Source organism: Gulosibacter sediminis (genome assembly GCF_023370115.1).
In the GTDB taxonomy this organism is placed as follows: domain Bacteria; phylum Actinomycetota; class Actinomycetes; order Actinomycetales; family Microbacteriaceae; genus Gulosibacter; species Gulosibacter sediminis_A.
In genome coordinates this window covers 1,628,546-1,653,888 of record NZ_CP097160.1, presented here as the reverse complement: position 1 = coordinate 1,653,888, position 25,343 = coordinate 1,628,546, and the positions used below count along the sequence as shown (strand labels likewise).

27 protein-coding genes and 1 pseudogene are annotated in these 25,343 nt (G+C 69.3%); 16 read left to right on the top strand and 12 right to left on the bottom strand.

Features of this window, described 5'->3' with window-relative positions; translation table 11 throughout:
- Positions 1-9: 9 nt before the first annotated feature.
- The 7 genes from phnD to M3M28_RS07635 all read right to left on the bottom strand — a co-directional run bounded on the left by phnD (position 10) and on the right by M3M28_RS07635 (position 6,420).
- A complete protein-coding gene (gene phnD, locus M3M28_RS07665; protein ID WP_249385911.1) occupies positions 10-1,023 on the bottom strand; it encodes a phosphate/phosphite/phosphonate ABC transporter substrate-binding protein in 1,014 nt (337 codons plus the stop codon).
- Between the two features lie 8 nt (positions 1,024-1,031).
- A complete protein-coding gene (locus tag M3M28_RS07660) occupies positions 1,032-1,730 on the bottom strand; it encodes an HAD family hydrolase (RefSeq protein ID WP_249385910.1) in 699 nt (232 codons plus the stop codon).
- 51 nt (positions 1,731-1,781) lie between these two features.
- On the bottom strand, positions 1,782-2,429 hold the full coding sequence (locus M3M28_RS07655; RefSeq protein ID WP_249385909.1) for an amino acid deaminase: 648 nt from the start codon (positions 2,427-2,429) through the stop codon (positions 1,782-1,784).
- The gene (locus M3M28_RS07650) at positions 2,426-3,502 is read right to left on the bottom strand and encodes an ABC transporter ATP-binding protein (protein ID WP_249385908.1); all 1,077 of its coding nucleotides are present in this window, start codon (positions 3,500-3,502) and stop codon (positions 2,426-2,428) included. The genes M3M28_RS07655 and M3M28_RS07650 overlap by 4 nt, the downstream gene beginning before the upstream one ends.
- Positions 3,495-4,346: an ABC transporter permease gene (locus M3M28_RS07645; protein WP_249385907.1), complete on the bottom strand. Its 852-nt coding sequence runs from the start codon at positions 4,344-4,346 to the stop codon at positions 3,495-3,497. Before M3M28_RS07645 ends, M3M28_RS07650 begins: the two co-directional genes overlap by 8 nt.
- On the bottom strand, positions 4,343-5,179 hold the full coding sequence (locus tag M3M28_RS07640; RefSeq protein ID WP_249385906.1) for an ABC transporter permease: 837 nt from the start codon (positions 5,177-5,179) through the stop codon (positions 4,343-4,345). The genes M3M28_RS07645 and M3M28_RS07640 overlap by 4 nt, the downstream gene beginning before the upstream one ends.
- Before the next feature lie 119 nt (positions 5,180-5,298).
- Positions 5,299-6,420 carry an ABC transporter substrate-binding protein gene (locus M3M28_RS07635; protein WP_431193835.1) on the bottom strand — a complete coding sequence of 374 codons (1,122 nt, stop codon included), beginning with the start codon at positions 6,418-6,420 and terminating at the stop codon, positions 5,299-5,301.
- 209 nt (positions 6,421-6,629) lie between these two features.
- On the opposite strand from M3M28_RS07635, the gene M3M28_RS07630 reads away from it, so the two are divergent.
- Positions 6,630-7,271: a hypothetical protein gene (locus tag M3M28_RS07630; protein WP_249385905.1), complete on the top strand. Its 642-nt coding sequence runs from the start codon at positions 6,630-6,632 to the stop codon at positions 7,269-7,271.
- Here the strand turns inward: M3M28_RS07630 and rarD are convergent.
- Positions 7,198-8,283, bottom strand: a complete 1,086-nt coding sequence (rarD, locus tag M3M28_RS07625) for an EamA family transporter RarD (protein ID WP_249385904.1) — start codon at positions 8,281-8,283, stop codon at positions 7,198-7,200. The genes M3M28_RS07630 and rarD overlap by 74 nt on opposite strands.
- Positions 8,284-8,386: 103 nt before the next feature.
- Here rarD and M3M28_RS07620 point away from each other — a divergent pair, with 103 nt between their 5' ends.
- Entirely contained in the window at positions 8,387-9,286 is a 900-nt protein-coding gene (locus tag M3M28_RS07620) for a LysR family transcriptional regulator (RefSeq protein WP_249388019.1), read from the top strand.
- Positions 9,287-9,298: 12 nt separating this feature from the next.
- Here M3M28_RS07620 and M3M28_RS07615 read toward each other — a convergent pair whose 3' ends face one another.
- Positions 9,299-10,312, bottom strand: coding sequence for an MDR family oxidoreductase (locus M3M28_RS07615; protein ID WP_249385903.1), 1,014 nt, complete (start codon positions 10,310-10,312; stop codon positions 9,299-9,301).
- A gap of 166 nt (positions 10,313-10,478) precedes the next feature.
- Between M3M28_RS07615 and M3M28_RS07610 the strand changes: the two genes are divergently transcribed.
- From M3M28_RS07610 to M3M28_RS12785, 6 genes and pseudogenes are all read left to right on the top strand, one after another.
- Complete coding sequence (locus M3M28_RS07610; protein ID WP_249385902.1) at positions 10,479-11,558, top strand: NADH:flavin oxidoreductase/NADH oxidase; 1,080 nt, start codon at positions 10,479-10,481, stop codon at positions 11,556-11,558.
- A 90-nt stretch (positions 11,559-11,648) separates the two neighbouring features.
- Positions 11,649-12,464: an ABC transporter ATP-binding protein gene (locus tag M3M28_RS07605; RefSeq protein WP_249385901.1), complete on the top strand. Its 816-nt coding sequence runs from the start codon at positions 11,649-11,651 to the stop codon at positions 12,462-12,464.
- Position 12,465: 1 nt separating this feature from the next.
- Positions 12,466-13,134, top strand: coding sequence for an ABC transporter permease (locus M3M28_RS07600; protein WP_249385900.1), 669 nt, complete (start codon positions 12,466-12,468; stop codon positions 13,132-13,134).
- Positions 13,131-13,811 carry an ABC transporter permease gene (locus M3M28_RS07595; RefSeq protein ID WP_249385899.1) on the top strand — a complete coding sequence of 227 codons (681 nt, stop codon included), beginning with the start codon at positions 13,131-13,133 and terminating at the stop codon, positions 13,809-13,811. The genes M3M28_RS07600 and M3M28_RS07595 overlap by 4 nt, the downstream gene beginning before the upstream one ends.
- 67 nt (positions 13,812-13,878) lie before the next feature.
- Positions 13,879-14,796 carry an ABC transporter substrate-binding protein gene (locus tag M3M28_RS07590; RefSeq protein WP_249385898.1) on the top strand — a complete coding sequence of 306 codons (918 nt, stop codon included), beginning with the start codon at positions 13,879-13,881 and terminating at the stop codon, positions 14,794-14,796.
- Between the two features lie 81 nt (positions 14,797-14,877).
- Positions 14,878-15,129: pseudogene (locus M3M28_RS12785) on the top strand (NmrA family NAD(P)-binding protein); the annotation flags it as partial.
- Between the two features lie 288 nt (positions 15,130-15,417).
- Here M3M28_RS12785 and M3M28_RS07580 read toward each other — a convergent pair.
- Positions 15,418-15,843, bottom strand: coding sequence for a DUF1801 domain-containing protein (locus M3M28_RS07580; protein ID WP_249385897.1), 426 nt, complete (start codon positions 15,841-15,843; stop codon positions 15,418-15,420).
- A 117-nt stretch (positions 15,844-15,960) separates the two neighbouring features.
- On the opposite strand from M3M28_RS07580, the gene M3M28_RS07575 reads away from it, so the two are divergent.
- From M3M28_RS07575 to M3M28_RS07565, 3 genes are read left to right on the top strand one after another with little or no spacing between them, the layout of a single operon-like run.
- Positions 15,961-16,938, top strand: coding sequence for an intradiol ring-cleavage dioxygenase (locus M3M28_RS07575; RefSeq protein ID WP_249385896.1), 978 nt, complete (start codon positions 15,961-15,963; stop codon positions 16,936-16,938).
- Between the two features lie 39 nt (positions 16,939-16,977).
- Positions 16,978-17,286, top strand: a complete 309-nt coding sequence (locus M3M28_RS07570; RefSeq protein ID WP_249385895.1) for an ArsR/SmtB family transcription factor — start codon at positions 16,978-16,980, stop codon at positions 17,284-17,286.
- Between the two features lie 36 nt (positions 17,287-17,322).
- Positions 17,323-17,943, top strand: coding sequence for a hypothetical protein (locus M3M28_RS07565; protein ID WP_249385894.1), 621 nt, complete (start codon positions 17,323-17,325; stop codon positions 17,941-17,943).
- A gap of 46 nt (positions 17,944-17,989) precedes the next feature.
- Here M3M28_RS07565 and M3M28_RS07560 read toward each other — a convergent pair whose 3' ends face one another.
- Positions 17,990-18,826: a class II fructose-bisphosphate aldolase gene (locus M3M28_RS07560; RefSeq protein WP_249385893.1), complete on the bottom strand. Its 837-nt coding sequence runs from the start codon at positions 18,824-18,826 to the stop codon at positions 17,990-17,992.
- Between the two features lie 129 nt (positions 18,827-18,955).
- On the opposite strand from M3M28_RS07560, the gene M3M28_RS07555 reads away from it, so the two are divergent.
- From M3M28_RS07555 to M3M28_RS07545, 3 genes are read left to right on the top strand one after another with little or no spacing between them, the layout of a single operon-like run.
- The gene (locus M3M28_RS07555; RefSeq protein WP_249385892.1) at positions 18,956-19,276 is read left to right on the top strand and encodes a putative quinol monooxygenase; all 321 of its coding nucleotides are present in this window, start codon (positions 18,956-18,958) and stop codon (positions 19,274-19,276) included.
- A 58-nt stretch (positions 19,277-19,334) separates the two neighbouring features.
- On the top strand, positions 19,335-19,850 hold the full coding sequence (locus M3M28_RS07550; RefSeq protein ID WP_249385891.1) for an SRPBCC domain-containing protein: 516 nt from the start codon (positions 19,335-19,337) through the stop codon (positions 19,848-19,850).
- A gap of 9 nt (positions 19,851-19,859) precedes the next feature.
- Positions 19,860-21,008: a DUF418 domain-containing protein gene (locus M3M28_RS07545; protein WP_249385890.1), complete on the top strand. Its 1,149-nt coding sequence runs from the start codon at positions 19,860-19,862 to the stop codon at positions 21,006-21,008.
- An 8-nt stretch (positions 21,009-21,016) separates the two neighbouring features.
- On the opposite strand, the gene M3M28_RS07540 is transcribed toward M3M28_RS07545, so the two are convergent.
- On the bottom strand, positions 21,017-22,972 hold the full coding sequence (locus tag M3M28_RS07540) for a DEAD/DEAH box helicase (protein WP_249385889.1): 1,956 nt from the start codon (positions 22,970-22,972) through the stop codon (positions 21,017-21,019).
- A 338-nt stretch (positions 22,973-23,310) separates the two neighbouring features.
- On the opposite strand from M3M28_RS07540, the gene M3M28_RS07535 reads away from it, so the two are divergent.
- Together M3M28_RS07535 and M3M28_RS07530 are read left to right on the top strand one after the other, a co-directional pair.
- Positions 23,311-24,534, top strand: a complete 1,224-nt coding sequence (locus tag M3M28_RS07535; protein ID WP_249385888.1) for a CE1758 family FMN-dependent luciferase-like monooxygenase — start codon at positions 23,311-23,313, stop codon at positions 24,532-24,534.
- Between the two features lie 86 nt (positions 24,535-24,620).
- On the top strand, positions 24,621-25,331 hold the full coding sequence (locus tag M3M28_RS07530; RefSeq protein ID WP_249385887.1) for a CE1759 family FMN reductase: 711 nt from the start codon (positions 24,621-24,623) through the stop codon (positions 25,329-25,331).
- The last annotated feature ends 12 nt before the right edge of the window (positions 25,332-25,343 follow it).

The window sequence follows — 25,343 nt, the reverse complement described above, 5'->3', positions numbered from 1 at the left end:
AGTTGGTGATTAGTTCTGGAACTTGGCGAGGATTTCGCCGTAGCGGTCGATCTGCTCCTGCTGCGTGTCAGCAGTCCAGTCCGACAGGCCCACGAGGTTGAACATGACGTCAGCAGCCTCGTCCGAGGAGTCGGCGTACTCGTCCATCGCGGTGGTGAGCTGGGCGACGAGGTCGTCGGGCAGCGACTGCGAGACGGCGACGCCGCCGTTCGGGATCTGCTCGGTGTAGCCGAAGGCGACGACCTTGTCCGAGACGTCCGGGGCCTCTTCGAGCACGGTCGAGCGAGCGTCCCAGAAACCGAAGCTCACCTCGGCGTCGTCGTTGTAGACCGCGAGTACCGCGTTGTTGTTGCCCTCGACCGGCACCTGCTGAATGCCGTTGTCGGTGTCGATGCCCGCATCCTGCATCGCGACGATCGGGTACTGGTAGCCGGCGGGCGAGGTCGCGGCCTGGAGCGCGACCTTCGTGCCGTCGTCGATCTTGCTCAGGGCGTCGAGGCCGAGCGGGCCCTGACCGGTCGCGTCGGCGCCGGCCTCCTCGATGCCGTTGCAGTACGACATTTCGACGTCGCTCGCGGCGTAGGTTGCCATGACGGGCTCGTCATCGCAGTACTTGTCGGGGTTGTTCGTGTAGGCGACCGACGAGTACGAGGTGGCGCCGAAGCGCACGTCGCGCAGGATGAGCTTCGCGTCGTACTGGTTGATCGCGTTGTAGAGCGAGCCGGCGTCGGTGATGACGACCTGGGCCTGGTCGGCGCCGAGTGCCTCGACGGTGGCGGCGTAGTCGGTGGCGACGACGCCGTTCACCTCGATGCCGAGCTCGTCCGAGAGGTACGTGGTGAGCGGGTCGAGCGCCTCGGCGAGGTCTTCACCCTCGGTCGAGGGCACGAGCGAGATGGTGATCGACTCGGGCCATTCGCTCGAGCCGGAGGTGGCCGAAGCGTCGGAGTCGCCGGCGGCACAGCCGGTGAGGGTAAGGGCGGCCACGGCGAGGAGGCTCGTGGCGGCAAGGGACTTGCGCATGCTCGGGGTTACCTTTCGATGCTGGTGGTGCGGTGGGGTGACGCGGGAGAGCTGGCCGCGGTTGCGGACCAGGCGAGAATGTCGGGCACGAGCTCGGCGAGCGTGCGGCCGCGCAGCGTGGGCTGCTCGGTCGAGCTCTCGGCCGTGGCGCCGACAAGAGCGGTGGTGGCGCCGAGGGCGGCGGCCGGGGCGAGGTCAAACTCGTAGATGTCGCCGATCGAGAGCACCGGGCCGGACTCGAGGGCGGCGCGGATGATCGGCTCGAGCCCGGTGGGCTTGCCGACCGTGAAGTGCCGCCCGGCGAACGACTCGGCGAGGCCCCAGGCTTCGAGCGCGCGGTCGATGCCATCGGCCGGCGCGTTGGTCGCGAGCACGAGGCGGATGCTCGGGTCGAGCCGCGCGACGAGCTCGGCGAGGCCGGGGGCCGGGGCGACGGGAGCCTCGTCGGTGCCGAGCTGGGTGCGGCTGTGCTGGTAGGCACGGCTCAGCGTGGCCTCGTCGACGCCGTCGGCGCGGGCGAGCGAGCCGACGACGTCGTAGCCGTCGCGGTACTCGGCGTTACCCGCGGCGTACTCGGTCAGGCCGGTCGCGACCCGGTCGAGGTAGGCATCACCAGCCGACTCCGCGGCCACGCGGGCGTAGGCCCACACGGGGCCGTCGCCGACGGCAACGGTGCCGTCGAAATCGAAGATGATGGTTGCGGTCACGGGCGCTCCTCGGTTGTGGACGTTGCGTCCAAGAGTGCGCCGCGTTGTGGACTAAAGGTCTACATCCAGGTGAACAGCGGGTGACGTTTTGGACGATTCGTCCGCGTTCCAGCGATATCGCGGATGCTCGACAAAGTCCGAGATCACCTCGCGAGGCTCGCCGGCGAGCGGAAACGCGGTGATCAGGCGGAGGCCGTCACCGTCGTCGATGCCGTAGATGAGGGCCGAGCTGGACGCTTCGTCGGCGCCCACGAGCACGACCCGCGCCGTCGCGTCGCCGAGCCGCACGTCGGCCGTGCCCCGCGCATCCGCCGGCGGGGCGAGCAGCTGCGGCCGGATGGCGTCGGTCACGCGCTCGAGCAAGGTGCGGTCACCGCCGAGGTGGAATGCGTCGGCGGGCAGGCCGAGTGCCTGCGCGAGGTGCCCGTCGGCCCAACGATCGCGCTTGAAGCCGTACGGGGTCGGCTCGTCCGAAAACCAATAGCCGTAGACGTGGAGCAGCCCGGCGTTACCGACGGGATAGTTCGCCTCGATGCCCGCCGCGTCGTGCAGGCGGGTGAACAGCTCGCGGTCGAGCACCGGCCCGCCCGTATTCTCGTCGATGATGGTCGAGTGGCCCCAGGCCGCGAACCGGCCGGCCGCGGCGTCCTCGCCAATGTCGGCGAGCACCCGCGGCAGCCACTCGGCGCGCTCGATCACGCGGCCTCCACGGCGACCGGGTCGCCGAGGTAGAGCAGCCGTGCGCGGTCGTCGCTCGCGAACTGCTGGCTCGGGCCGTGCTGCACCGTGACGAGGTCGCCGCCCTCGAGCCGAACGACGGTGCGGCGGTGCGCACCAAAGAAGCCGCTCGAGACGACCGTGACGGGCACGCCCTGCTCGGCCTCGCCGGCGTCGAGCCGCAACTGCTCGGGGCGAACGAACGCGTTCACCGCGTCGCCCTCCTGCGCATCCGAGCCCGGGAGCACCGGCAGCGAGGCGCCGGGCAGGCGTACCTCGCCGCCGAGGTACGTGCCGGGCAGGCGGTTCGAGTCGCCCACAAAGCTCGCGACGAACGGGGTAGCGGGGCGGCGGTAGAGCTCCTCGGGCGTGCCGAGCTGCTCGATGACGCCCGCGCGCATCACCGCGATGCGGTCGGCGACGGCGAGCGCCTCCTCCTGGTCGTGCGTCACGAAGATGGTCGTGATGCCGAGCTCGGTCTGGATCGCCTTGATCTCGTCGCGCAGGCGCACGCGCACCTTCGCATCGAGCGCCGAGAGCGGCTCGTCGAGCAACAGGGCGCGGGGCCGCGTGACGAGCGCGCGGGCGAGCGCGACGCGCTGCTGCTGGCCGCCCGAGAGCTGGTGGGCGAAGCGCTCCTTCGTCGCCGCGAGGCCGACGAGTTCGAGGGCTTCGTCGACGCGGCGCGCGCGCTCAGCCTTGCCGATCCGGCGCATCTCGAGGCCGAAGCTCACGTTCTGCGCGACGGTCATGTGGGGGAACAGCGAGTAGGCCTGGAACACGACCGACATGTCGCGGTGGTTCACGGGCACGGGTGCGACGTCGTCGCCGCCGACGAGGATGCTCCCGCCCGAGACCTGCTCGAGGCCGGCGAGGCAGCGCAGCATCGTCGTCTTGCCGCAGCCCGACGGGCCGAGCAGCGCCACAAACTCGCCGGGGCGAACGTCGAGGTCGATGCCGTGGAGCACGGTGGTGTCGCCGTACGCTTTCGTCACGCCGTCAAACACGATCGGCGTGCCGCGCTCGGTGGCAACGGTGGTGGCAGTGTCAGCCATTCGCGGCGACCTCCTTGTGCTTGCGCCGGCGTTCGCCGCGAGGGCGAATCGAGGCGAATACGAACAGTAGAACAAATACGACGATGAGGGAGCACAGCGAGGTGATCACGGCCGCCCACGGGTCGCTGCGCGAGACGTCGAGGAGCGCGACCTGCAGCGTCACGCGGTTGAGCAGCGACGAGACCGTGAACTCGCCGAGCACGACCGCGGCGGTGATGAGCGTCGCGCTCGTGAGCCCGCGGCGGATGCCCGGCACGATGATGCGCACGAGCACCGTGAACCAACTGGCGCCGAGGGTGCGCGCCGCCTCGGTGAGCGTCACCGCATCCATCCCCTGCAGCTCGGAGACGATGGCGCGGTAGGCGAATGGCAGCACGAGCACGCCGTAGGCCAGCGCGAGCGTCCAGATCTCGCCGCCGAGCACCTGCACGATGACGCGATAGAGCGGGGCGAGGCCGACGACGAGCACGATCGCGGGGATCGCGATGGGCATGATCGTGAGGAACTCGAAGGCGCGCGCCAGCCGCGGGAAGCGCAGGTGCACGAGCACGATCGTCGGCAAGAACAGCACCCAGACGATGATGATCGTGATGAGCGCGAGCAGCAGCGAGTTCGTGATGCCCTTCCAGAGGTTGCGGTACGAGCGCGCGTTCTCGGGGTCGAACAGGGCCTGCCAGTGCTCGAGGCTGTAGCCCGAGTCGCCGCGCAGCGTGAACTCGAGCATCGCGAGCAGCGGAATGACGAACAGGCCGCAGATGACGACGAGGATCGTGATGCGCAGCCAGGCTGGTGCGCGCCCCGACACGGTCGCGGCCGGCTGCCGCCGCTTCGTTGCGCCGCTCATCGCTGCCACCTCGCGGCTCGGCGCTGCAGCAGCGAGTAGGCGGCCATGACGACGACCATGACGATGATCATGCCGAGCGCGAGCGCGCCCGCGGTGTTCGCGCGCGAGGCCCCGGTCTCGGCGATGAGCGCGCCGCGAATCTGCAGCGGCACGATCTGCGCGCCCTGGCTGATGAGCGCGGCGGCGGTCGCGTACGACGAGAACGCGTTCGCGAAGAGCAGCAGCAGTGAGCCGAGGAACGACGGGGCGAGGATCGGCGCGGCGATGCGGCGCCAGTAGGTGAACGACGAGCCGCCGAGCGTCGCGGCGGCCTCCGCCCATTCGCGGCGCAGCCCCTCCATCGCGGGCAGGAAAACGATGACCATGAGCGGCACCTGGAAGTAGAGGTAGGGGAGGATCAGCCCGGGCAGCTGGTAGAGCCAGACGCCGTCGGCGTACAGGTCGATGTCGAGCGCATCGCGCAGCAGCACGGTCACGAGGCCCTGGATGCCGATGGTCGCGATGAACGCGAAGGCGAGCATGACACCGCCGAACTGCGCGAGCACGCTCGACGCGGCGTCGATGACGCGGCGCAGCACGCCGCCCGGCTTCGAGCCGGTGAGGGCGACGCAGAGCAGGGCGCCGAGCACCCCGCCGATGATCGCGGTGAGGCCGCTCACCCAGATCGAATTCCAGAACGAGCCGAGCACGACCGGGTCGCCGAGGTGCGCGACGTTCTCGAGCGTGAAGGTGCCGTCGGTGTCGACGAAACCGGTCGCGATTGCGAGCACGGTGGGCACGGCGAGAAACACGAGCACGTAGAGCGCGAACGGGGTGAGTCCGAGCCACTTCATGGCATCACCTCTGAGGGTCGAAAGCGGATGCGAAAGGGTCGCGCGGGGATGCGCGGGCATCGACGAAGCCGCAGGGTGCCTTTACGCGGGCACGCTGCGGCTTCGCCGACGGGGCAGAACTAACTGATGACCTTCGGCCACTCGGTCGCGAGCAGCTCGTTCGCGGCCTCGGTCTCCTCGGTCGTCGCGGTCACCTGCTCCTCGGGTAGGCCACCGGCGGCCTCGAGCGCGTCGGCGTCGACGGTGCCGGCCTCATCCATGGCCGCGAGGCGCACGGGGAAGGCGCCGGCCTCGAGGTAGAGGTTCTGCACCTCGTCCGAGAAGATCCACTCCATCCACAGGCGCGCGGCGGCGGGGTGCGGCGCATCCGCGTTGATCGCCTCGTTATAGTACGAGACGTAGGCGGTGCCGGGCAGAACCGCGTTCTCCCAGCTCGGGGTCTCGGCCTGCTGGCCGATGTTGTTGAACGACCAGTCGATCACGACCGGGGTCTCGCCCTGCGCGATGGTCGCGGGGGTCGGGTCGACGGTGAGGAAGTTGCCCGCGTCGTTGAGCTCCTGGAAGAAGTCGACGCCGGTCTGGAAGTCGTCGAGCGAGCCGCCCTGCTGCACGGTCGCCATGCCGACGCCCGCGAAGGCCGCGCCGGCCTCGGTCGGGTTGCCGTTGAGCGCCACCGAACCGGCGTACTCCGAGCCGAGGAGGTCATCGAGCGAGGTGGGCGCCTCGAATTTGTCCGAGTCGTAGCCGATCGACATGACGCCGGTGTAGTTGTTCACCCACAGGCCCGACTCTTCCTTGTTCTCGGCGGGAATGTCGTCCCACGTCTGCACCTGGTACGGCGCGAAGTAGTCGGTGCTCTCGAGCGCAACCGCGGTGCCGAGGTCGAAGACGTCGGGGGCGGTGTCCTGGCCCTTGAGGTTGTCGGCGGCCTGGATCTCCTCGGCGCTCGAGACGTCGGGCGAAGCCGAGTTGACGGTGATGCCGTATTTATCTTCGAAGCCCTGAATGATCGCGCCGTAGTTCGCCCAGGTCTCGGGCAGCGCGATGACGTTGAGCTCGCCCTCGGCCTGGGCCGCGGCGACGAGTTCGTCGAAGCTGCCGAAGTCGTCGGCGCTCGTGGCGGTGGCGGCGTCGACACCGTTCGCGGCGGTGCCCGCGGAATCACCGCCGCTGCATGCGGTCAGGCCGAACACGGCGACAAGGGCGGCAGCGGAGGCCGCGACGAGGGGGCGTCGTTTCACGATGTTTCCTTTGCATCTGCGGGAGGGAGCCGTGCCTCGCCGACCGACATCGGCCGTTGGCACCTGCGCGACCGTACGGCCGCTCTTCGACCGAACGGGCCCGATTCGGTGACGCCGAGTTGACCTGCCGGTGAACGCTCGGCGGTGCGACGCCGTTCGGTAACCCCCGCGTCGCCTGTACGCCACCGAGGCTGCGTAGCCTCGCGCGCATGTCACTTGAGCAGAACCTGCGCGACTCCGCGCCCGCGATCGCACCGCTCGGCGAGGAAGCCGAAAACTACTGGTTTCTCGCGGACCTCTACGACCGCATCCTCACCGGCGACCTGCTCGATCCCGAGGACGCGCAGGAGCTGCTCATCGAATACCTCGAGGACGAGGACGACGACGAACTGCCTGAGGAACTGGTCGCGGCGGTCGAGGCCGACGAGGACGCGATCACGCTCGAGCTCGTGCGCGTGATCTGGCAGTCGGCGGCCGAGGAGGCCGAGGGGTGGGTCGACGACCACACCGACACCGACCGCTTCTTCGACGCGCTCGACGAACTTGAGGATGAAGACATCGACGCGGGCGTCTTTACCGACCACGCATCGGTGCCGGCACGACCGGGGCAGCGTGGCGCGGTCGTGCTCTGGGTGAATTCCTGGGAGCAGTTCGACGCCGAGGAAGCGACCGACGCGCTACTCACCGTGACCGGTGCCGATGCGGGCATCGCCGACGAGGTGGCGGCCGCGCTGCGCAACGCCGGTCTCACCGTCGTTGACGTTGCCGCCGAGACCGTCACCGTCCGGCTGCAATGGCGTCATCACGTTGAGTCGTGGGACGACGCTTCCGGCGCGTCGGGCGCCCAGTAGCCCGCGCGCGCGGCCGGCGACGCCGACCGGCCTCGCGCCGGGTCGACTTTGGCAGCCCGTCGAGGCCGAGCATCCCGATCGCAAGCGCGATCGCGCCGTAGGTGAGCGCGTCGGCGAACGTGAGCGATTCGCCGAGCAGCGCGACTGAGACGACGACCAGCAGAACCGGCTCGAGGTAGCTGAGCATGCCGAACAGGCTCATGGGCAGCGCCCGCTGCGCGAGCGAGTAGGTCGCGAAACCGATCGCCGTGAGCACGCCGAGCAGCGCGACGCCGAGCCAGTTCGTCGGTGTTGCGGCCATCGCGGCGAGCGTGTGGGGCTGCACCACGAAGATCGCGGCGATCGGCAGCAGTGCCGTCATTTCGAGCGCGAGGGCGGCGGGCGAGTCGAGGTTGAAACGGCGGCGCAGCACGAAGTAGGCCGGGTAACCGAGGGCGACCGCGAATGTCGCCCACGAGATGCTCGCGCCGGTCGCGAGGGCGACGACGACGCCGGCGACGGCGAGGGCGACCGCGGCGATGCCGAAGCCACTCAGGCGCTCGCGGTAGAGCACGACGCCGAGCGCGACGAGCATGAGGGGCAGCAGGAAGTAGCCCATCGACACCGCGAGCGCGTTGCCGCTCGTCGGTGCCCACGCGAACAACCAGGTCTGCACGCCGAAGAGCAGGCCGTCGGTGACGAGCACGAGCGCGAGGGTCGGGCGCTGGCGGATGCGGCCGAGGATGCGCCGCATTTCGGGCCACTGTCGCAGCAGCGTGAGGATGAGCGCGAGGAACGGCAGCGCGGCGATGATGCGCCAGCCGAAGGCGGCGGAGGCGTCGAGGCCGTCGAGCAGGCTCGGGATGCCGAAGAGCGCGGCGAACGCGACCGAGGCGACGACCGAGGTGAGGATGCCTCGGGCATTCGCGGTGCGCGCGGGCGACGTCGCGGCCGGCTGGGCGGCGACGTCGGCGTTCGGGCGCTGGGGGAGCACCTGGATTGCGCCGGTGGTGGGCATGACGAGATCGTTCACGTCCACCACGCTAGGGCGGCGCACTGATAAGCAAAAGATGCAATACTTGCACGAATAGGTCTTGTTTTGCTTCACAATCGCTTGGAGGTGCCGCGTGAGCGAGATGAAGCGGTTGCGGATGCTGCTCGAGCTCGACCGGCTCGGCACGGTTTCGGCGGTGGCGAAGCTCCTCTCGTACAGCACGTCGGCGGTGTCGCAGCAGCTCGCGCAGCTCGAGCGCGACTTCGACGCGGCACTGCTCGAACCGGATGGGCGCCGGGTGCGGCTCACGGCGCAGGGCCAGGTGCTGCTCGGTCACGCGCGCCGAGTGCTGCGCGAATGGGAGGGCGCGCACTCGGCCGTGACGACCTCGCAGGATGAGGTGCGCGGGCACCTCTCGCTTGCCGCGTTCCAGAGCGCCTGCCTGACGATGGTGCCCGAGCTCGTGCGCGAGCTGCGGGAGCAGCATCCGTCGGCCGATGTCAGCGTGGTGCAGGCGGATGCCGACGTCTCGCGCGACCGGGTCGTGTCACGCGAGTTCGATCTCGCGATCGTCGAGCGCTACTCGGGGCAGACGTTCCCGCGCCGCGAAGACATTGTCGAGACGGTGCTGTTCGACGACCGCATGCTGCTCGTGGTGCCCGAGGGGCTCGAGCGCGACGTCGCGGGGCCTCGCGACGTCGCCGACCTCGACTGGGTCATGGAGCTGCCGGGCACGCCGACGCGTGACTGGGCGATGTCGCTGTGCCGGCGCGCGGGCTTCGAGCCGCGCATCCGCTTCGAGAGCTCCGACATGCTCGTGCACCAGAACCTCGCCCGCGAGGGTGTCGCGGTCGGGTTCCTGCCCGCGCTCATCCCGTCGCGGCTGCTCAGCGGCACGCGCTTCGTCGACCTCGGGCCGGCTGAGTCGCGCACGGTCTACACGGTGTCGCGGCGCAGCCTGCAGTCGACGCCGCTCATGATGGCCGTGCTCGGCCTGCTCGCGCGCCGCCCGGAGGCCGCCGTCAACGAACCGGCCGTGTAGCGGGCGCGTTGGCTACGCGAGCTTCACAACGGTGCGGCCGCGAACCTGACCCGCGAGGATCGCGTCGGCGACGTCGAAGGCACCCTCGAGGTTCGTTTCCTCGGTGAGCGAGTCGAGCAGCTCGAATGGCAGGTCGCTCGCGAGGCGGTCCCACGCCTGCTGCCGGAGGGTGCGCGACGCGGTGACCGAGTTGATGCCCGCGAGCGAGACGCCGCGGAGGATGAACGGCAGCACCGTTGTCGGCAGGTCGGTGCCCGCGGCGAGGCCGCAGGCCGTGACGGTGCCGTTGTCGAACGTCTGCGAGAGCATATTCGCGAGCATCGTCGAGCCGACGCAGTCGACGGCGCCGGCCCAGCGTCGCTTCTGCAGGGGCGCCCCGGACTCGACGAACTCGGCCCGGTCGAGCACCTCGGCCGCGCCGAGGGATGCGAGGAAGTCGCGCTGGGCGTCGGCGCGGCCGGTGATCGCGGTCACCTCGTAGCCGAGCTTCGCGAGGGTCGCGACGGCGACCGAGCCGACGCCGCCCGAGGCGCCGGTCACCGCGACGGGCCCCGAACTCGGGTCGAGGCCAGCGCGCTCGAGCGCGAGCACCGAGAGCATCGCGGTGAAGCCTGCCGTGCCGATCGCCGCCGCGCGCTTCGCGCTGAGCGACTCGGGTCGGCGCACGAGCGCCTCGCCGCTGACGCGGGCCCGCCCGCTCAAACCACCGTGCTTCGTCTCGCCGATGCCGTCGCCCGTGAGGATCACCTCGTCGCCCGGCTGGAACGCGAGATCGGCCGAGGAGACGACGCGGCCGACGAGGTCGATGCCGGGGATGAGCGGGGACGCCTTGACGATTCCGGGGCGGCCGGCGAGCGCCATGCCGTCCTTGTAATTGATGTCGGAGTACTCGACCTCGATGTCGATCGGCCGCTCACCGCCCGAGCCGGCGAGGAAGTCGTCGTCGAGCTCGCGCAGTGTGGCGGCGTGCTCGGTGATGCGACCCCGGTCGGTGGTCTGTTCGATAACGATGGCGCGAAAGCTCACGGGCAGCTCCTTTGGTGGCGGTGCGGTTCAGGATATGACGGGGCGTTGCGCGCCGACTGACCGCCGGGGAATAAAACCAAGCGACAGCCGTTGCCCTTGCCCGCGTGGAATTTCACGCCGAGGCGGGCCGGGCCCGCCGAACCAATCCTCGACTTTCAGGAGCACGATGACCCACAAGCTGTTCGAGCCACTCACGCTGCGCGGCGTGACCTTCCGCAACCGCATCTGGGTGCCGCCGATGTGTCAGTACGTTGTCGAGCAGCACGACGGCGTGCCCACCCCGTGGCACCTCGCGCACCTCGGCCAGTTCGCGATCGGTGGCGCTGGTGCAATCATCGTCGAGGCGACGGGCGTTGTGCCCGAGGGGCGCATCTCGCCGCGCGACCTCGGCCTGTGGAACGACGAACAGCGCGACGCGTTCGCCCCGATCGTTGACTTCGTGCACGCGCAGGGCGCCCAAATCGGCATTCAGCTCGCCCACGCGGGCCGCAAGGCGAGCACCTACGGCGAGTACGACGCCGAGGGCAAGACCGGCTCGCTCTCGCCGGAGGACGGCGCCTGGACGACGGTCGCCCCGTCGGCGGTCGCTTTCGACGGCCTTGCCACCCCCGAGGCACTCGACGAGGCCGGCCTCGCCGAGGTGAAGGCCGCGTTTGTCGCCGCGGCCCACCGCGCCCTCGATGCCGGCTTCGACTTCCTCGAACTCCACGCCGCCCACGGCTACCTGCTCCACTCGTTCATCTCGCCGCTGAGCAACCAGCGCACCGACGCCTACGGCGGCTCGCTCGAGAACCGCTCGCGCCTGCTGCTCGAAATCGTCGACGCCGTGCGCGCCGAGATCGCCGACACCGTGCCGCTGTTCGTGCGCCTCTCGGCCACCGACTGGACCGAGGGCGGCGTCACGATCGACGAGACCGTGCAGCTCGCGAGCTGGCTCAAGGAGCACGGCGTCGACCTCATCGACGTGTCGACCGGCGGCAACGTGCTCGCCGAGATCCCCGTCGGCCCCGGCTACCAGACGCCGTTCGCGAGCCGCGTGCGCGCCGAGGCGGGCATCCCGACCGGCGCGGTCGGAATCATCAACGACCCGCTGCAGGCCGAGCACGTGCTCGTCACTGGCCAGGCCGACGCCGTCCTCATCGGCCGCGAGCTGCTGCGCAACCCGCGCCTGCCCATTCAGGCGCAGGAGGCGCTGCGCTTCGACGCCGGGCTCGTGCCCGGGCCCTACCGACGCGCGCACCGCTAACGGAAAATCGCGGCATCGCCTCGGCTACGCTTGGCCACCACACCAGGCTAGGCGTGGCCGAGCGATACGCGCCGAGGGGGACGAACGCTCATGATCGAGTTTCGCCATGTCACGAAACGCTATGACGCGCAGGCGCCGGCGGTCGACGATTTCAGCCTGACGATCGACTCGCGCACGACGTGCGTGTTCGTCGGTTCCTCCGGCTGCGGCAAGACGACGCTGCTGCGAATGATCAACCGGATGGTCGAGCCGACCTCCGGCGAGGTCGAGATCGACGGCACGCCGGTGTCGCAGCTCGACCCGGTGAAGCTGCGCCGCAGCATCGGCTACGTCATGCAGAACTCCGGGCTCATGCCGCACTTCACGGTCGCCGACAACATCGCGACCGTGCCGCGGCTCGAGGGCGCGACGCGGCGGGCGGCGCGCAGCCGGGCGCTCGAACTCATGGACACGGTCGGGCTCGCCCCCGAACTCGCCGACCGGTACCCGAGCCAGCTCTCGGGCGGCCAGCAGCAGCGCGTCGGCGTGGCCCGCGGGCTCGCGGCCGACCCGAACATCCTGCTCATGGACGAACCGTTCGGCGCCGTCGACCCGATCGTGCGCGCCGAGCTGCAGCAGGAGCTCATTCGCCTCCAGCGTGAGCTCGACAAGACGGTCGTGTTCGTGACGCACGACATCGACGAGGCGTTCTTGCTCGGCGACCAGGTCGTCATGCTCCAGGCGGGCGCGCAGCAGCTCCAGGTCGGTAGCCCGAGCGAGATCATCGAGGCGCCGGCGAATGACTTCGTCGCCGCCATGATCGGCGCCGACCGCGGCAAGCGGGCCCTGCAGCTCAAGCAGACCCCGCGAGGCACGGTCGTGGTGGATGCGCAGGGGCGTACCCAGGGCGTGCTGCACGAGGAGTGACGTGAACTGGGTCGCGAACAACCTTGACCTCATCGGGCAGCTCACTTTCGTGCACGCACGACAAAGCCTCGTCGCGCTCGCGCTCGGATTCGTGCTGTCACTGCCCATCGGCTGGGCCGCGTGGCGCGTGAGGTGGCTGCGGGGCCTGCTCACGGGCGTCACCGGGCTGCTCTATACCGTGCCGTCGCTCGCGCTGCTCGTGATTCTGCCCGTCATCGCCGGCTATCCCGCGGCGAGCGAGGCGAACCTCGTCGTCGCGCTCACGCTCTACGCGCTCGCGATCCTCGTGCGCACGGTCGTTGACGCCCTCGACTCGGTCGACGGCGACGTGCGCCAGGCCGCGGATGCGCTCGGCTTCGGTGGCCTGCGGCGCTTCTTCGCGGTCGACCTGCGCCTCGCCGTGCCGGTGTTGCTCGCGGGCCTGCGCGTCACGGCCGTGAGCACGGTCGCGCTCGCGACGGTGGGCATCCTCGTCGGCGTCGAGAACCTCGGCTACCTGTTCACGAACGGCCTGCAGCGACGCATCATCGCCGAGGTGTTTGCCGGTGTGCTCGCCGTGGTGATCATCGCGCTCGTCATCGATCTCGCCCTGCAGCTGCTCGGGCGGGTGCTCACACCGTGGCTGCACGCGACGACCCGGCGCGCGCGGGTCGAGGGGAGGGCGGCATGAGCTATTTGCTGGATGCGCTCGCCTGGATCGTCGGCCCGGGCCAGTGGAGCGGCGACGCCACCCTGCTCGGGCTGCTCGGCGAGCATCTGCTCACCACCCTCGTGGCGGTGCTCGTCGGCGTCGCGATCGCGGTGCCACTGGGCTGGTGGATCGGCCACACCGGCCGCGGCCGCGAGATCGCCGTCGCCGTCACCGGCGCGGCCCGCGCGATTCCGTCGTTCGGTCTGCTCGTGCTGCTCGTGCTGCTGCTCGGCGTGACGCGTCGCCCCGAGGCAGCGCTCATCACCTTCGTCATCCTCGCGATTCCGTCGCTGCTCGCGGGCGCCTACTCTGGCATCGAGGCGATCGACCGGCGCGTCACCGACGCGGCCCGCGGCGTCGGCATGACCGAGTGGGAGGTATTCTGGCGCGTCGAGGTGCCCCTCGGCCTGCCGCTCCTGCTCGGCGGCCTGCGCACCGCGGTGCTCCAGGTCGTCGCCACCGTGACGATTGCCGCCTACCTCAACCTCGGCGGCCTCGGCCTGCCGATCATCACCGGCCTCAGCCTGCGTCGCTACGACGAGGTGCTCGGTGGGGCGCTGCTCGTCGTCGCGCTCGCCCTCGCGCTCGACCTGCTGCTCGGGCTGGCGCAGCGCGCATCCGTGCCGCGAGGAATACAACTTGCGGCGGCGCGCTAACTCGCGTGGCAGTGTCACGGGCTCCCGCTAGGCTTGGCGGGCAGGCTCACCGATGAGAGGACCACTCATGCAGCATCGTCGAATTCGCGCAGGAATCGGAGCCATCGCGGCGCTCGCGGTCGCGACCGCACTGGCCGGATGCGCGTCGGGAGACCCACTCGACACCCCGGCCGAGAGCGGCACGGCCGCCGCGGGCGACACGATCGTCGTCGGCTCGCAAACCTACTACTCGAACGAGATCATCGCCGAGATCTACGCGCAGGCGCTCGAGGCGAACGGCTTCACGGTCGACCGCAGCTTCAACTCGGGCCAGCGCGACGCCTACATGCCCGAGATCGAGAACGGCAACATCACGCTGTTCCCCGAGTACACCGGCAACCTGCTGCAGTACCTCGACCCCGAGGCGACCGAGCGCGAGAGCGAAGAGGTCTACACCGCGCTCGAGGCCGCGCTACCCGACGGGCTGCAGGTGCTCGACCAGGCCGAGGCCTCCGACCAGGACTCCTACACCGTCACGCAGGAGTTCGCGCAGGAGTACGAGCTCGAGTCGATCGCCGACCTCGCGGGTGTTGAAGAGCAGCTGACCCTCGGCGGCCCGCCCGAGCTGGCCGACCGCCCCTACGGACCCAAGGGCCTCGCCGAGACCTACGGCGTCGACGTCGAGTTCTCGGCGACCGGCGACACGACGGTCGAGGACCTCCTCGCCGGCACCGTCAACGTCGCGAACGTGTTCACCGCTGACCCGCGCATCGAAACTGACAGCCTCGTCGTGCTCGCCGACCCCGAGTCGCTGTTCCTCGCCTCGCAAGTCGTGCCAGTGGCGAGCGCTGAGCTCGACCCGGCGGCGGCCGACATCATCAACGAGGTGAGCGCGAAACTCACAGCCGAGGACCTCGTCGTGATGAACGTGCAGAGCACGGAAGACCAAGCCTCGACCCCTGACATCGCGAGCGAATGGCTCGAGCAGGCAGGTCTGAACGGTTAGCTCGATCTAACGCAGCTTCGAACGCGCCCGAGCGAATACTCGCCCGGGCGCGTCCGCGTTCATGGGTGCGACCCAACGAGGATGCGCGGTGGCCGTTGCGCCGCCGTCGAGCTGTTCTCGTATTCCGACCGCGAGGCGTCCATCCGCGCCCTCCACGGGGTGCAGACCTTGTTCATGGTGTCGGCCTCCGAGAGCGCCGATCGGCTCAACCAACACCGCGCGTTCATCAATGCCGCCGCCGAAGCCGGGGTCAACCACGTCGTCTACACATCGTTCGCGGCGGCCGCGCCCGACGCGACCTTCACTCTCGCGCGCGACCACTACGTCACCGAGGAGTACCTCAGGGCCTCGGGTATGGCGTGGACGATGCTGCGCGATAGCTTCTACCAAGACGTGATAGAACCGTTCTTCGGCGAGGACGGCGTCATTCGTGGACCGGCAGGAGACGGCTGGGTAGCCGTCGTCGCGCGCGGCGTATGGTGCACCCGAGTGGCAGGTCGACGCATGGGTGTCGACGTACACGGCGATTGCGAGCAACGTCATGGCCGAGGTGAGCGGCGACGTCGAGGCGATCACCGGCACGCCGCCAGGCTCGTTCGAAACTTATTTGCGCGAAACGACCTAGCTCGCCGCGCCGTCGCCCTCGGCCTGGGCGGCCCAGCCGAGGGCGACGAGCTCGCGCAGCACGTCGAGGTCGAGGTCTTTGAGCGAGTTGGCATAGACACAGCCAGCGCCGAGGGTGTGCTTGCCGAGCCGCTCGAGGGCCTCGGGTTGATGCGTGTAGCCCTGCAGTCCGTAGAACGTGAGCTTCGCCTTGCGCGGGCTGAAGCCGACCTTGAACCACGAGTTCGTGCCCATCGTGTTCGTGTAGTCGGTCTCGCCAAAGCCCACCATCGACGGGCCCCACATCACGGCGGGCTCGCCAGTGACGGCCTCGAACAGCTCGAGCAGCGTCGCGCCCTCATCTCGGCGGCGCGGCGTGGGCAGCGCCGCGATGAAGTCGCGCGGGTCAACGTCGGTCGGCTTCGTCTTGATCTCGCTCGCCATGACTCGGAGTCTACGGCCCCGCGTGGCGGCGCATAGCCGACACATAAGGGGCGCTTAATTGTCGGCAAACCGGGGCGCGAATGATGAGGTCATCGCAACCGACGAGAGGACGCCACCATGACCGGATTCCCCGATCCCGACGAGACACCCGAAGGCCCGAAGTACCAGGGCCGCAAGCTCGACCGCCCCGACGAGGAGGTCGTCGACCAGGGCGCCTCCTTCGACATCACGACGCTGCTGACGCGCCGTGGCGTGCTCGGAGTACTCGGCGTCGGTGCTGTCGGAACCTTCCTCGCCGCGTGCACCGCTGGCGCGACCGGCACGACGGCAACCCAGAGCGCCACCTCGAGCGCCTCCGCAAGTGCGTCCGCCACCGCTTCCGCGAGTGCCTCGGCGACCGCGACCGAAGCGTTGCCAGCGGGAGAGATTCCCGACGAGACCGCTGGCCCCTACCCGGGTGATGGGTCAAACGGCCCCGATGTGCTTGAGGAGTCGGGCATCGTGCGCAGCGACATTCGCTCAAGCATCGGTGCCGACGACCCGGTCGACGGCGTGCCGCTCGACTTCACGTTGCGCATCACCGACATGGCGAATGGCGACCGCGCGTTTGAGGGCGTCGCCGTCTACGCCTGGCACTGCAACGCCCTCGGCGAATACTCGCTCTACTCGAGCGGCGTCGAGGATGAGTCGTGGTTGCGCGGCGTGCAGGTCGCCGATGCGAACGGGCAGGTCACGTTCAAATCGATCGTGCCGGGCTGCTATTCGGGCCGTTGGCCGCACATCCACTTTGAGGTGTACCCCGACGTCTCGCAGATCAGCGACTCGACGAACGCGATCGCGACGTCGCAGATGGCCCTGCCGCAGTCGATGGTCGACCCGGTCTACGAGAGCAGCACGTACACGGGGTCGGCGAACAACCTCGCGCAGATCACGCTCGACAGCGACAACGTCTTCGGCGAAGACGGGGGCGCGCTCCAGCTCGCCACGGTCGCGGGCAACGAGACCGACGGTTACACCGCATCCCTCGTCGTGCGCGTCGACACGACGACCCAACCGACCGCGGGTGGCGGCGGTGGCGGGGGCGGCCGCCCGTAGCGTTTCGACAGACGCCTCGCGGGCGACGATACTTGGGTGATGGATCCGGATCTTGCCGTCGAACACGCAGCCCAGCTCTTCAAGGTGCTGGGGAGCACCTCCCGGCTGCGGCTCATGCGCGAGATCCGGCGCGATCCCGCCACGGTATCGGCGCTCGTCGAGGCGACTGGCATGTCGCAGCCGCTCGTCTCGCAGCACCTGCGGATGCTCCGCGAGGCCGAGCTCGTCAAGGCCGTACGGCACGGGCGCGAGATGTATTACGAGGTCGCCGACTCGCACGTCGTGCATTTGATTGAGGATGCGCTCGAGCACGTTGCCGAGGATGGTGCCGGTGACGCCGTAGGGTAGGTGCCGCAAGAAACCGGCTCAATCCGAAGGACCACCGTGGCGAGCATTAACTGGGGACGCATCGGCCGCATGGTCGTCGACACCGTCGTGAAGGCGGTCTCATCGACTTCGACGCAGGAGCGCACCTCGTCGCCCGCGAAGTCGAAGCGCCGCACCACGAGTGCGGGTACTCAGCAGGCCTCGTCGCCCAAGCCGAGTTCGAGCCGCGGCGGCGAACAACGCGGCTCCGACGACGAGTCGAGCCCCGGCCAGTACGGCCCGGGCCGCACCCGGGAGATCCGCGCGAACGAGGTGCGCGGCATCCAGACGAGCTATGCCCCCGACCGCGACGGCACGCCCGACCCGGGCGAGGTCGTGTGGACGTGGGTGCCCTACGTCGAGAACGACGGCCGCGGCAAGGACCGCCCCGTGCTCATCCTTGCGCGCATCGACGCGAACTCGGTGCTGGGCTGCTACCTCTCGACAAAGCAGCACAACGGCTACGTGTCGGTCGGCGCCGGCGACTGGGATTCGAGCGGGCGCGAGAGCTTCATGAACCCCGCGCGCCTGCTGCGCGTCACCGACGACGGGATGCGCCGCGAGGGCGCCGTCATGCCGCGCGGCTCGTTCGACCGTGCCATCGCCGAGCTTTCGGCCGAGTACGCCGAACTGTTCTAGGCCGAGGTGCGAGCGCGGGCGCGCCCGGCACGCCCGCGCCCGGAGCCTACGCGGCGTAGAGGCCGAGCAGGCGCTCGACCTCGGCGCGCACGACCTGGTTGCCCGCGGCAACGTATTTGCGCGGGTCGACGGCGTCGGGATTCGCGGTGAGGTACTCGCGCACGGCCGCGGTGAACTGCACGTTGAGGTGCGTCGAGACATTGATCTTCGTCATGCCCGCGCGGATCGCCGCGACCATGCCCGCATCCGAGACCCCCGAGGAGCCGTGGAGCACGAGCGGCACCGGCACCGTCGCGGCCATGCGCTCGATGAGCTCGAGGTCGAGGTCGGCGCTGCGCTCGGTCATCGCGTGCGACGAGCCCACCGCGACGGCGAGCAAGTCGACGCCGGTCTTCGCGACGAAGTCGGCCGCGTCGTCGGGGTCGGTACGTACGCCCGGCGCGTGCACGCCATCCTTGCCACCAACCTCGCCGAGTTCGGCCTCGACGGTGACGCCCGCGGCGTGGCAGAACTCGACGACCTCGATGGTCGTGGCGAGGTTCTGCTCGAACGGCAGGTGCGAGCCGTCGTACATGACCGAAGTGAAGCCGAGGTCGACGGCCTCGCGAATCAGCTCGACGTCGTCGGCGTGATCGAGGTGCACGATGGCCTCGATCTCTGCGGCCTTCGCAACCTCGATCGTCGCGCGGCCGATGGGGGCGAGGTGGCCGCCGTGGTATTTCACCGCGTTCTGGCTGACCTGCAGCACGACGGGGCGAGCGGCCGCGGCGGCGGCGTCGACGAGCACCTGCGCGGTCTCGAGCTGCACGACGTTGAAGGCACCGAGGCCTTTCCCTGCCTCGCGGCTCGCAGCGGCAACGGTGGTGAGATCGATGAGTGGCATGCGCCCTCCTCAGGTAGTTGGAATCGCAACTTTGAAAAGTGGTATCGCAAGTATCGCAGGTTGTGGCGCATTCAGGCAGAGCGAGTTTCCACGCGGCAGGCTAGAGACCCACCCAAGAACAGGAGCAACATGATTTTCATCGTGGTCAAGTACGACGTGCTGCCCGAGTACGCCGACACGTTTATCGAGCGCACGCGCGAATTCACCGAGGCGACGCGCGCCGAGCCGGGTAACAAGTGGTTCGAGTGGAGCCGCTCGATCGAGCGCGAGAACGAGTTCGTGCTCGTGGAAGCCTTCGACGACGACGCGGGTGCGGCCCACGTCGGCTCGGAGCACTTCGCGAAGGGCCTCGAGACGATGCGCCCGCTGCTCGCGTCGACGCCGCAGATCATCAGCCGCACGATCGACGGCGACGACTGGGATGCGATGGGCGAGCTGCAGATCGACTAGTTTCGCGACACCCGGATGCGTTCGCGCGATATCCAGCTCCCTCCGGCAGGGTTGCGCCATGGATATCCGCGAACGCATTCTCGCGTTGAACATTGCCGCGCGCATCGACAGGGACGTCGAGCCGCCACAACTGCGCATGAACTTCATGACCGACGGCGCTGACCCGCAGACGGTGTGGGGGTACGTCACCGAGCCCGAGTTGCTCGCGAGCTGGTCACCGAACGTGCCCGACCGGCCCCTCACCTCGGTCGGCCCGGCCGAGGCCCGCGAGAATCCCGAGGACGCCCCGTTCTCGGTCGAGGTGCTCGCCGTCGACCCCGGCAAGGAAGTGTCGCACCGCTGGGGCGACGACCTCATCACCTGGACCATCACGGGCGACCGCATCGACTGCGCGATGGTGCTCCACGACATCGACGCCGCGCCGATGTACGCCGCGGGCTGGCAGGTCTGCTTTGGCGTGCTCGCCGCCCTGCTCCAAGGCGAACAGCAGCCCCGCATCGTTGGTGAGGCAGCGTTCCGCTACGGCTGGCAGGAACTCAACGAGCGCTACGACGCCGAGTTCGCGCGCCCGTAGTATCGGAGCATGACCGCAGCCGCCCCGGCACCCACGCGCATCCTCGGCCTCGACTACGCTCGCGCGTTCGCGATCTTCGGGATGGTCGGCGCGCACCTCGGTAACGCGCCAGCGTTCGTGCTCACCGACCCGAGCACCTGGGACGGCATCATCCACGGCAACTCGTCGATCCTCTTCGGCCTGCTCGCCGGGGTGTCGATCGCGATCATGACCGGCGGCCCGCGCATCCCGCAGCCGCACGAGCTGCCGACGCTCCGGCTGGGCCTGCTCGGCCGCGGCGGCGTGATCTTCGCGATCGGCCTGCTGCTCGAGCTGCTCGGCACGTCGGTGGCGATCATCCTCACCTTCTACGGTCTGCTCTACCTGCTCGTGCTGCCCATGCTGCGGATGCGCCCAGCCGCGCTCGTCGCGCTCGCGGTCGGCATCGGCGTGGTCGGGCCGGCCGCGGTCTCGACGATCTACAGCCTCGGCTACCTCATCTACGCGCCCGGGTTCGACATGCTCTTCGGCGGCATGTATCCGCTCACCACCTGGTTCCCGTTGCTGCTGCTCGGCCTCGCGCTCGGGCGAGTCAACTTCACGAAGACGCTCAACGCCATCACAATGCTCGTGTTCGGCTTCGGCGTCTGGCTGCTCAGCCAGGGGCTCGGGATGCTCCTGACGCCGGTGATCGAGGACGTCGAGCTCACGACCGGCGGCACGACCGCGACGATGCTGCGCGCGCTCGCCGATATCACGCCGCACGGCGGCGGCACCCTCGAACTCGTCGGTTCGGGCGCGTTCGCGTTCGCGCTGCTCGGCTTCTGCCTGCTGATTCCGCGCGCCGCCGCGACCGTGCTGCGGCCGCTCTCGGCCGTCGGCGCGATGCCGCTCACAACCTACACCGGCCACCTCATCGCGCTTGCGCTCATCTGGCCGGGCGGCGAGCTGCCATACAGCAACGCCGTCTGGGGAATCACCGTCGTCACCATGCTCGTCGTGTGTCCGATCTGGCTGCGCTACGCGCGGCGCGGGCCGCTCGAGCAGGTCGCGGCGCATGTCGGGCTGCTCGCGGCCGGGCAGCGGCTCGTCGCGCGACCGGCGGTCGTGGCGGCCACGGAAACGCCAAGCGGCGGGGCGCCCTCCGAAGAGGATGCCCCGCCGCCAGTGCGGGAGTAGCCCGCGGGCTAGTAGCGCTTGCCGCCGCGCTTCTGGTTGCGGTCGCCGTAGCCGCCACGGTCGTCGCGGTCACGGTAGCCGCCACCGCGGCCGTTGCCGTTGTAGCCGCCACCACGACCGCCGCGGTACCAGCCGCGGTCATCGCCGTCGCGGTCGCCACGGTAGCCACCGCGGTCATCGCCGTCGCGGTTGCCACGGTAGCCACCGCGGCCCCCGCCACCGTAACCACCGCGACCGCCGCGGTCGTCGTCACGACGACGCTTTGCTGGGCCGTTGTCGGGGCGAATGTCGATGTTCTGACCGGCGACGCGGATGCCGCCGAGGCGGTTCAGGTCGTCGCGCGAGAGGTCGCGCGGCAGCTCGACGATGGTGAACGCCGGGTAGATGTTGATCGCGCCGATGTCGTCGCGGCCGATGCCGCCCTCGTTCGCGAGCGCGCCGACGATCTGGCGGGGCTCAACGCGATTGCGCTTGCCGACCTCGATGCGGTAGGCCTGCAGGTTGCCGTTCGACGCGCGGCGTTCGCGGCGGCCGCCGTCACGATTGTCGCGGCCGTTGTCGCGGCGGTCGCGCGAGAAGTCGGGCTGGTTTGCCATCGGGTCATTGTCGGGGTCGAGCAGCAGCGGGTCGTCGCCCTGGGCAACGACGGCGAGTGCGGCTGCGACGTCCGACTCCGGCACGTCGTGGTGACGCACGTAGTGGTCGATGATGTCGCGGAAGGCCTCGATGCGTGAGGTCTCCTCGAGTGCCGAAGTGATGGCCTCGTCGAAGCGGCTCAGGCGGGTCTCGTTGACGTCGGCGACCGAGGGCAGGCGCATCTGCTCCATCGGCTGGCGCGTGATGCGCTCGATGTGGTTGAGCAGGCGACGCTCGCGCGGGGTGACGAAGCTGATCGCGGCGCCGGTGCGGCCCGCGCGGCCGGTGCGGCCGATGCGGTGCACGTACGACTCGGGGTCGGTGGGAATGTCGAAGTTCACGACGTGTGTGATGCGCTCGACGTCGAGGCCGCGGGCGGCGACGTCGGTGGCGATGAGGATGTCGAGCTTGCCGGCCTTGAGGTCGCTCACGAGACGCTCGCGCTGGTTCTGCGCGATGTCGCCGTTGATGGCGCTGGCCGAGAGGCCTCGGGCGCGGAGCTTGTCGGCGAGCTGCTCGGTTTCGCTCTTCGTGCGCACGAAGATGATGAGGCCGTCGTACTCCTCGACCTCGAGGATGCGCGTGAGCGCGTCAACCTTCTGGTGGAAGGGCACGACGAGGTAGCGCTGCGAGATGTTCTTCGCGGTCGCGGTCTGCGACTTCACCGTGATCTCGGCGGCGTCGTTGAGGTACTGCTGCGAGATCCGGCGAATCTGCGGCGGCATGGTCGCCGAGAACAGGGCGACCTGCTTCTCCTTGGGCGTGTCGGCGAGGATCGTCTCGACGTCTTCCGCGAAGCCCATCTTCAGCATCTCGTCGGCCTCGTCGAGCACGAGGAACTTGATCTCGCTGAGGTCGAGGCTGCCGCGCTTGAGGTGGTCCATGATGCGGCCCGGGGTGCCGACGACGACGTCAACGCCGCGGCGCAGCGAGTTGAGCTGCGAACCGTAGGCGGCGCCACCGTAGATCGGCACCATGCGCACCTCGGGGAGCTTCGACGCGTAGCTCTCGAATGCCTCGGCCACCTGCAGCGCGAGCTCGCGGGTGGGGGAGAGCACGAGCGCCTGCGGCTTCTGCGCGCCGCCCTCGATGCGCGAGAGCACGGGCAGTGCGAACGCGGCGGTCTTACCCGTTCCGGTCTGGGCGAGGCCCACGACGTCGCGGCCCTCGAGCAACGTCGGGATGGTCGCGGCCTGGATCGGGCTCGGGGTCTCGTAGCCGATCTCAGTGACCGCCTCGAGCACCGGGGCGCTCAGGCCAAGCTCGGAAAAGCTCGGCGTGGTTGAGTTCGAGTCGTCGTCGGGGACGTCGGTCGTGGGGTGCGTCATAGTGGCGCCTTCCTTGGGTGCGTGCGCGTAGGGATGCGTAGAGACGAACACACAAGTGCAAGGGGGCAGTCGTCGAGTCGCATCCGGGCCTGATGGCCGGTCTGAGGAATGACCACCGGTGTGGTGATCGAACGGGTGACACCAGATCCGTGCGGCCGAGTTCCGGCGCAGCCTGGGCGTCAACCAGCCAAGCTTACCCCACGGGTGTGCGTGCGGTCGAGATGCAGCTTCCCGAGAAGAAATCCATGTCGCGGGAATAATCTCGCCGCGGACGAGTTCTACCTGGCATGCAAGTTCATGCAAATGCATGAGTCAATCGCGAATCCCAAGGAGTCACCATGCAGTTCGGCATCATGTCGGTCAGCGATGTCACCCGCAACCCCGTCACGGGCGAGACGCCGAGTGAGGCCGAGCGCATCAAGGGCATCATCGAGATCGCGAAGAAGACCGAGGAGGTCGGGCTCGACGTCTTCGCAGTGGGCGAGCACCACAACCCGCCCTTCTTCTCGTCGTCGCCCACGACGCTGCTTGCGGCCATCGCCGCCCAGACCGAGCGGCTCATCCTCACCACCTCGACGACGCTGATCACGACGAACGATCCCGTGCGCATCGCCGAGGAGTACGCGATGCTCCAGCACGTCGCCGACGGCCGCATGGACCTCATGCTCGGTCGCGGCAACACCGCGCCCGTCTACCCGTGGTTCGGGCAGGACATCCGCCAGGGCCTGCCGCTCGCCCTCGAGAACTACAACCTGCTCCACCGCCTCTGGCGCGAAGACGTCGTAAACTGGCAGGGCAAGTTCCGTACGCCCCTCAACGGCTTCACCTCGACGCCGCGCCCGCTCGACGACGTGCCGCCGTTCGTGTGGCACGGTTCGATCCGCACCCCCGAGATCGCCGAGCAGGCCGCGTTCTACGGCAACGGCTACTTCGCGAACTTCATCTTCTGGCCGCCGGAGCACTCGCTACGCCTCGCGAACTTCTACCGCGAGCGCTTTGAGCACTACGGCCACGGCACGAAGAAGGAAGCGATCGTCGGCCTCGGCGGCCAGGCGTACATCGCGAAGAAGTCGCAGGATGCCTACAGCGAGTTCCGCCCGTACTTCAACGAAGCGCCGGTGTATGGCAACGGCCCGTCGCTCGAGCAGTTCTCGCAGGCCACCCCGCTCGCGGTCGGCAGCGTGCAGGAGGTCATCGACAAGATCCTCGGCTTCCACGAGCTGTTCGGCGACTACCAGCGCCAACTGTTCCTGCAGGACCACGCGGGCCTGCCGCTAAACATGGTGCTCGACCAGATCGAGCTGCTCGGCACCGAGGTCGTGCCGGTCGTGCGCAAGGAACTCGAGGGTCGTCGCGACCCCGAGTCGGCGCCGGCCCCGACCCACGAGCTGCTCGTCGCGAAGAAGTACGGCGACGGCCCCGTGCGCCAACCCCGCCCCATGGCGAACCGCGGCGACAACGTCACGGGCGGCTCGCCCTACCTCGACACCGACGAGGTCACGGCGAAGCGCGAGGCGGAGGCGGCCGCAAAGTCGGGCGCCGAGGCCGGAGCCGACGCCTAGTTCGATGCCCGCGGAGAAATCCGGAATGCCGCAGCGCCGCCGCGCGTTGCATGAACCGAAGCACTTGGAGAGGAACGAGCACAGCGATGACTTCAGCATTCAGTGAGCCCACCGGCACAAACGAGGCGGAGGAGTTCCGCGTCGTCGTCGTGAACGCCGGCACCTCGAACCCGTCGTCGACGGCGATGCTCGCCGACCGCGTGGTTGAGGAACTCACGAACCGCGCCGACGCGAACGGCGCGAAGCTCACCGCAACGGTGATCGAGCTGCGCGACCTCGCGCAGGAGATCGCGAACGGGCTCGTCACCGGGCTCCGCGGCGAGGGCCTCGAGCGCGCGAGCCGACTCATCGTCGACGCCGATGCGCTCGTCGCCACGACCCCGGTCTACAAGGCCGAGGCCTCGGGCCTGTTCAGCGGCTTCTTCCAGGTGCTCGACCGCGACCTGCTCGTCGGCACGCCCGTCGTGCTCGGCGCGACCGCGGGCACGAGCCGCCACGCGCTCGTCATCGACGGCCAGATGCGCTCACAGTTCGCCTACCTGCGGTCGCTCGTCGCCCCGACGTCGCTGTTCGCGGCGACCGAGGACTGGAACGACCCGAACTTCGCGACGCGTATCCGCCGCGCCGCGGGGGAGCTGTGGCTCCTCATCGAGTCGCGGTTCGCGGCGCGCCTGCGCGCGACGAACTGGGACACCTACCAGCACGACTTCGGCAGCGCGAAGTCGTCGGGCGACAACGACGAGATCGACCTCTCGAGCGATCTCATGCGTCTGGCGACCGGCGGCAGCCTGGCCTAGGCCCCATCCCCA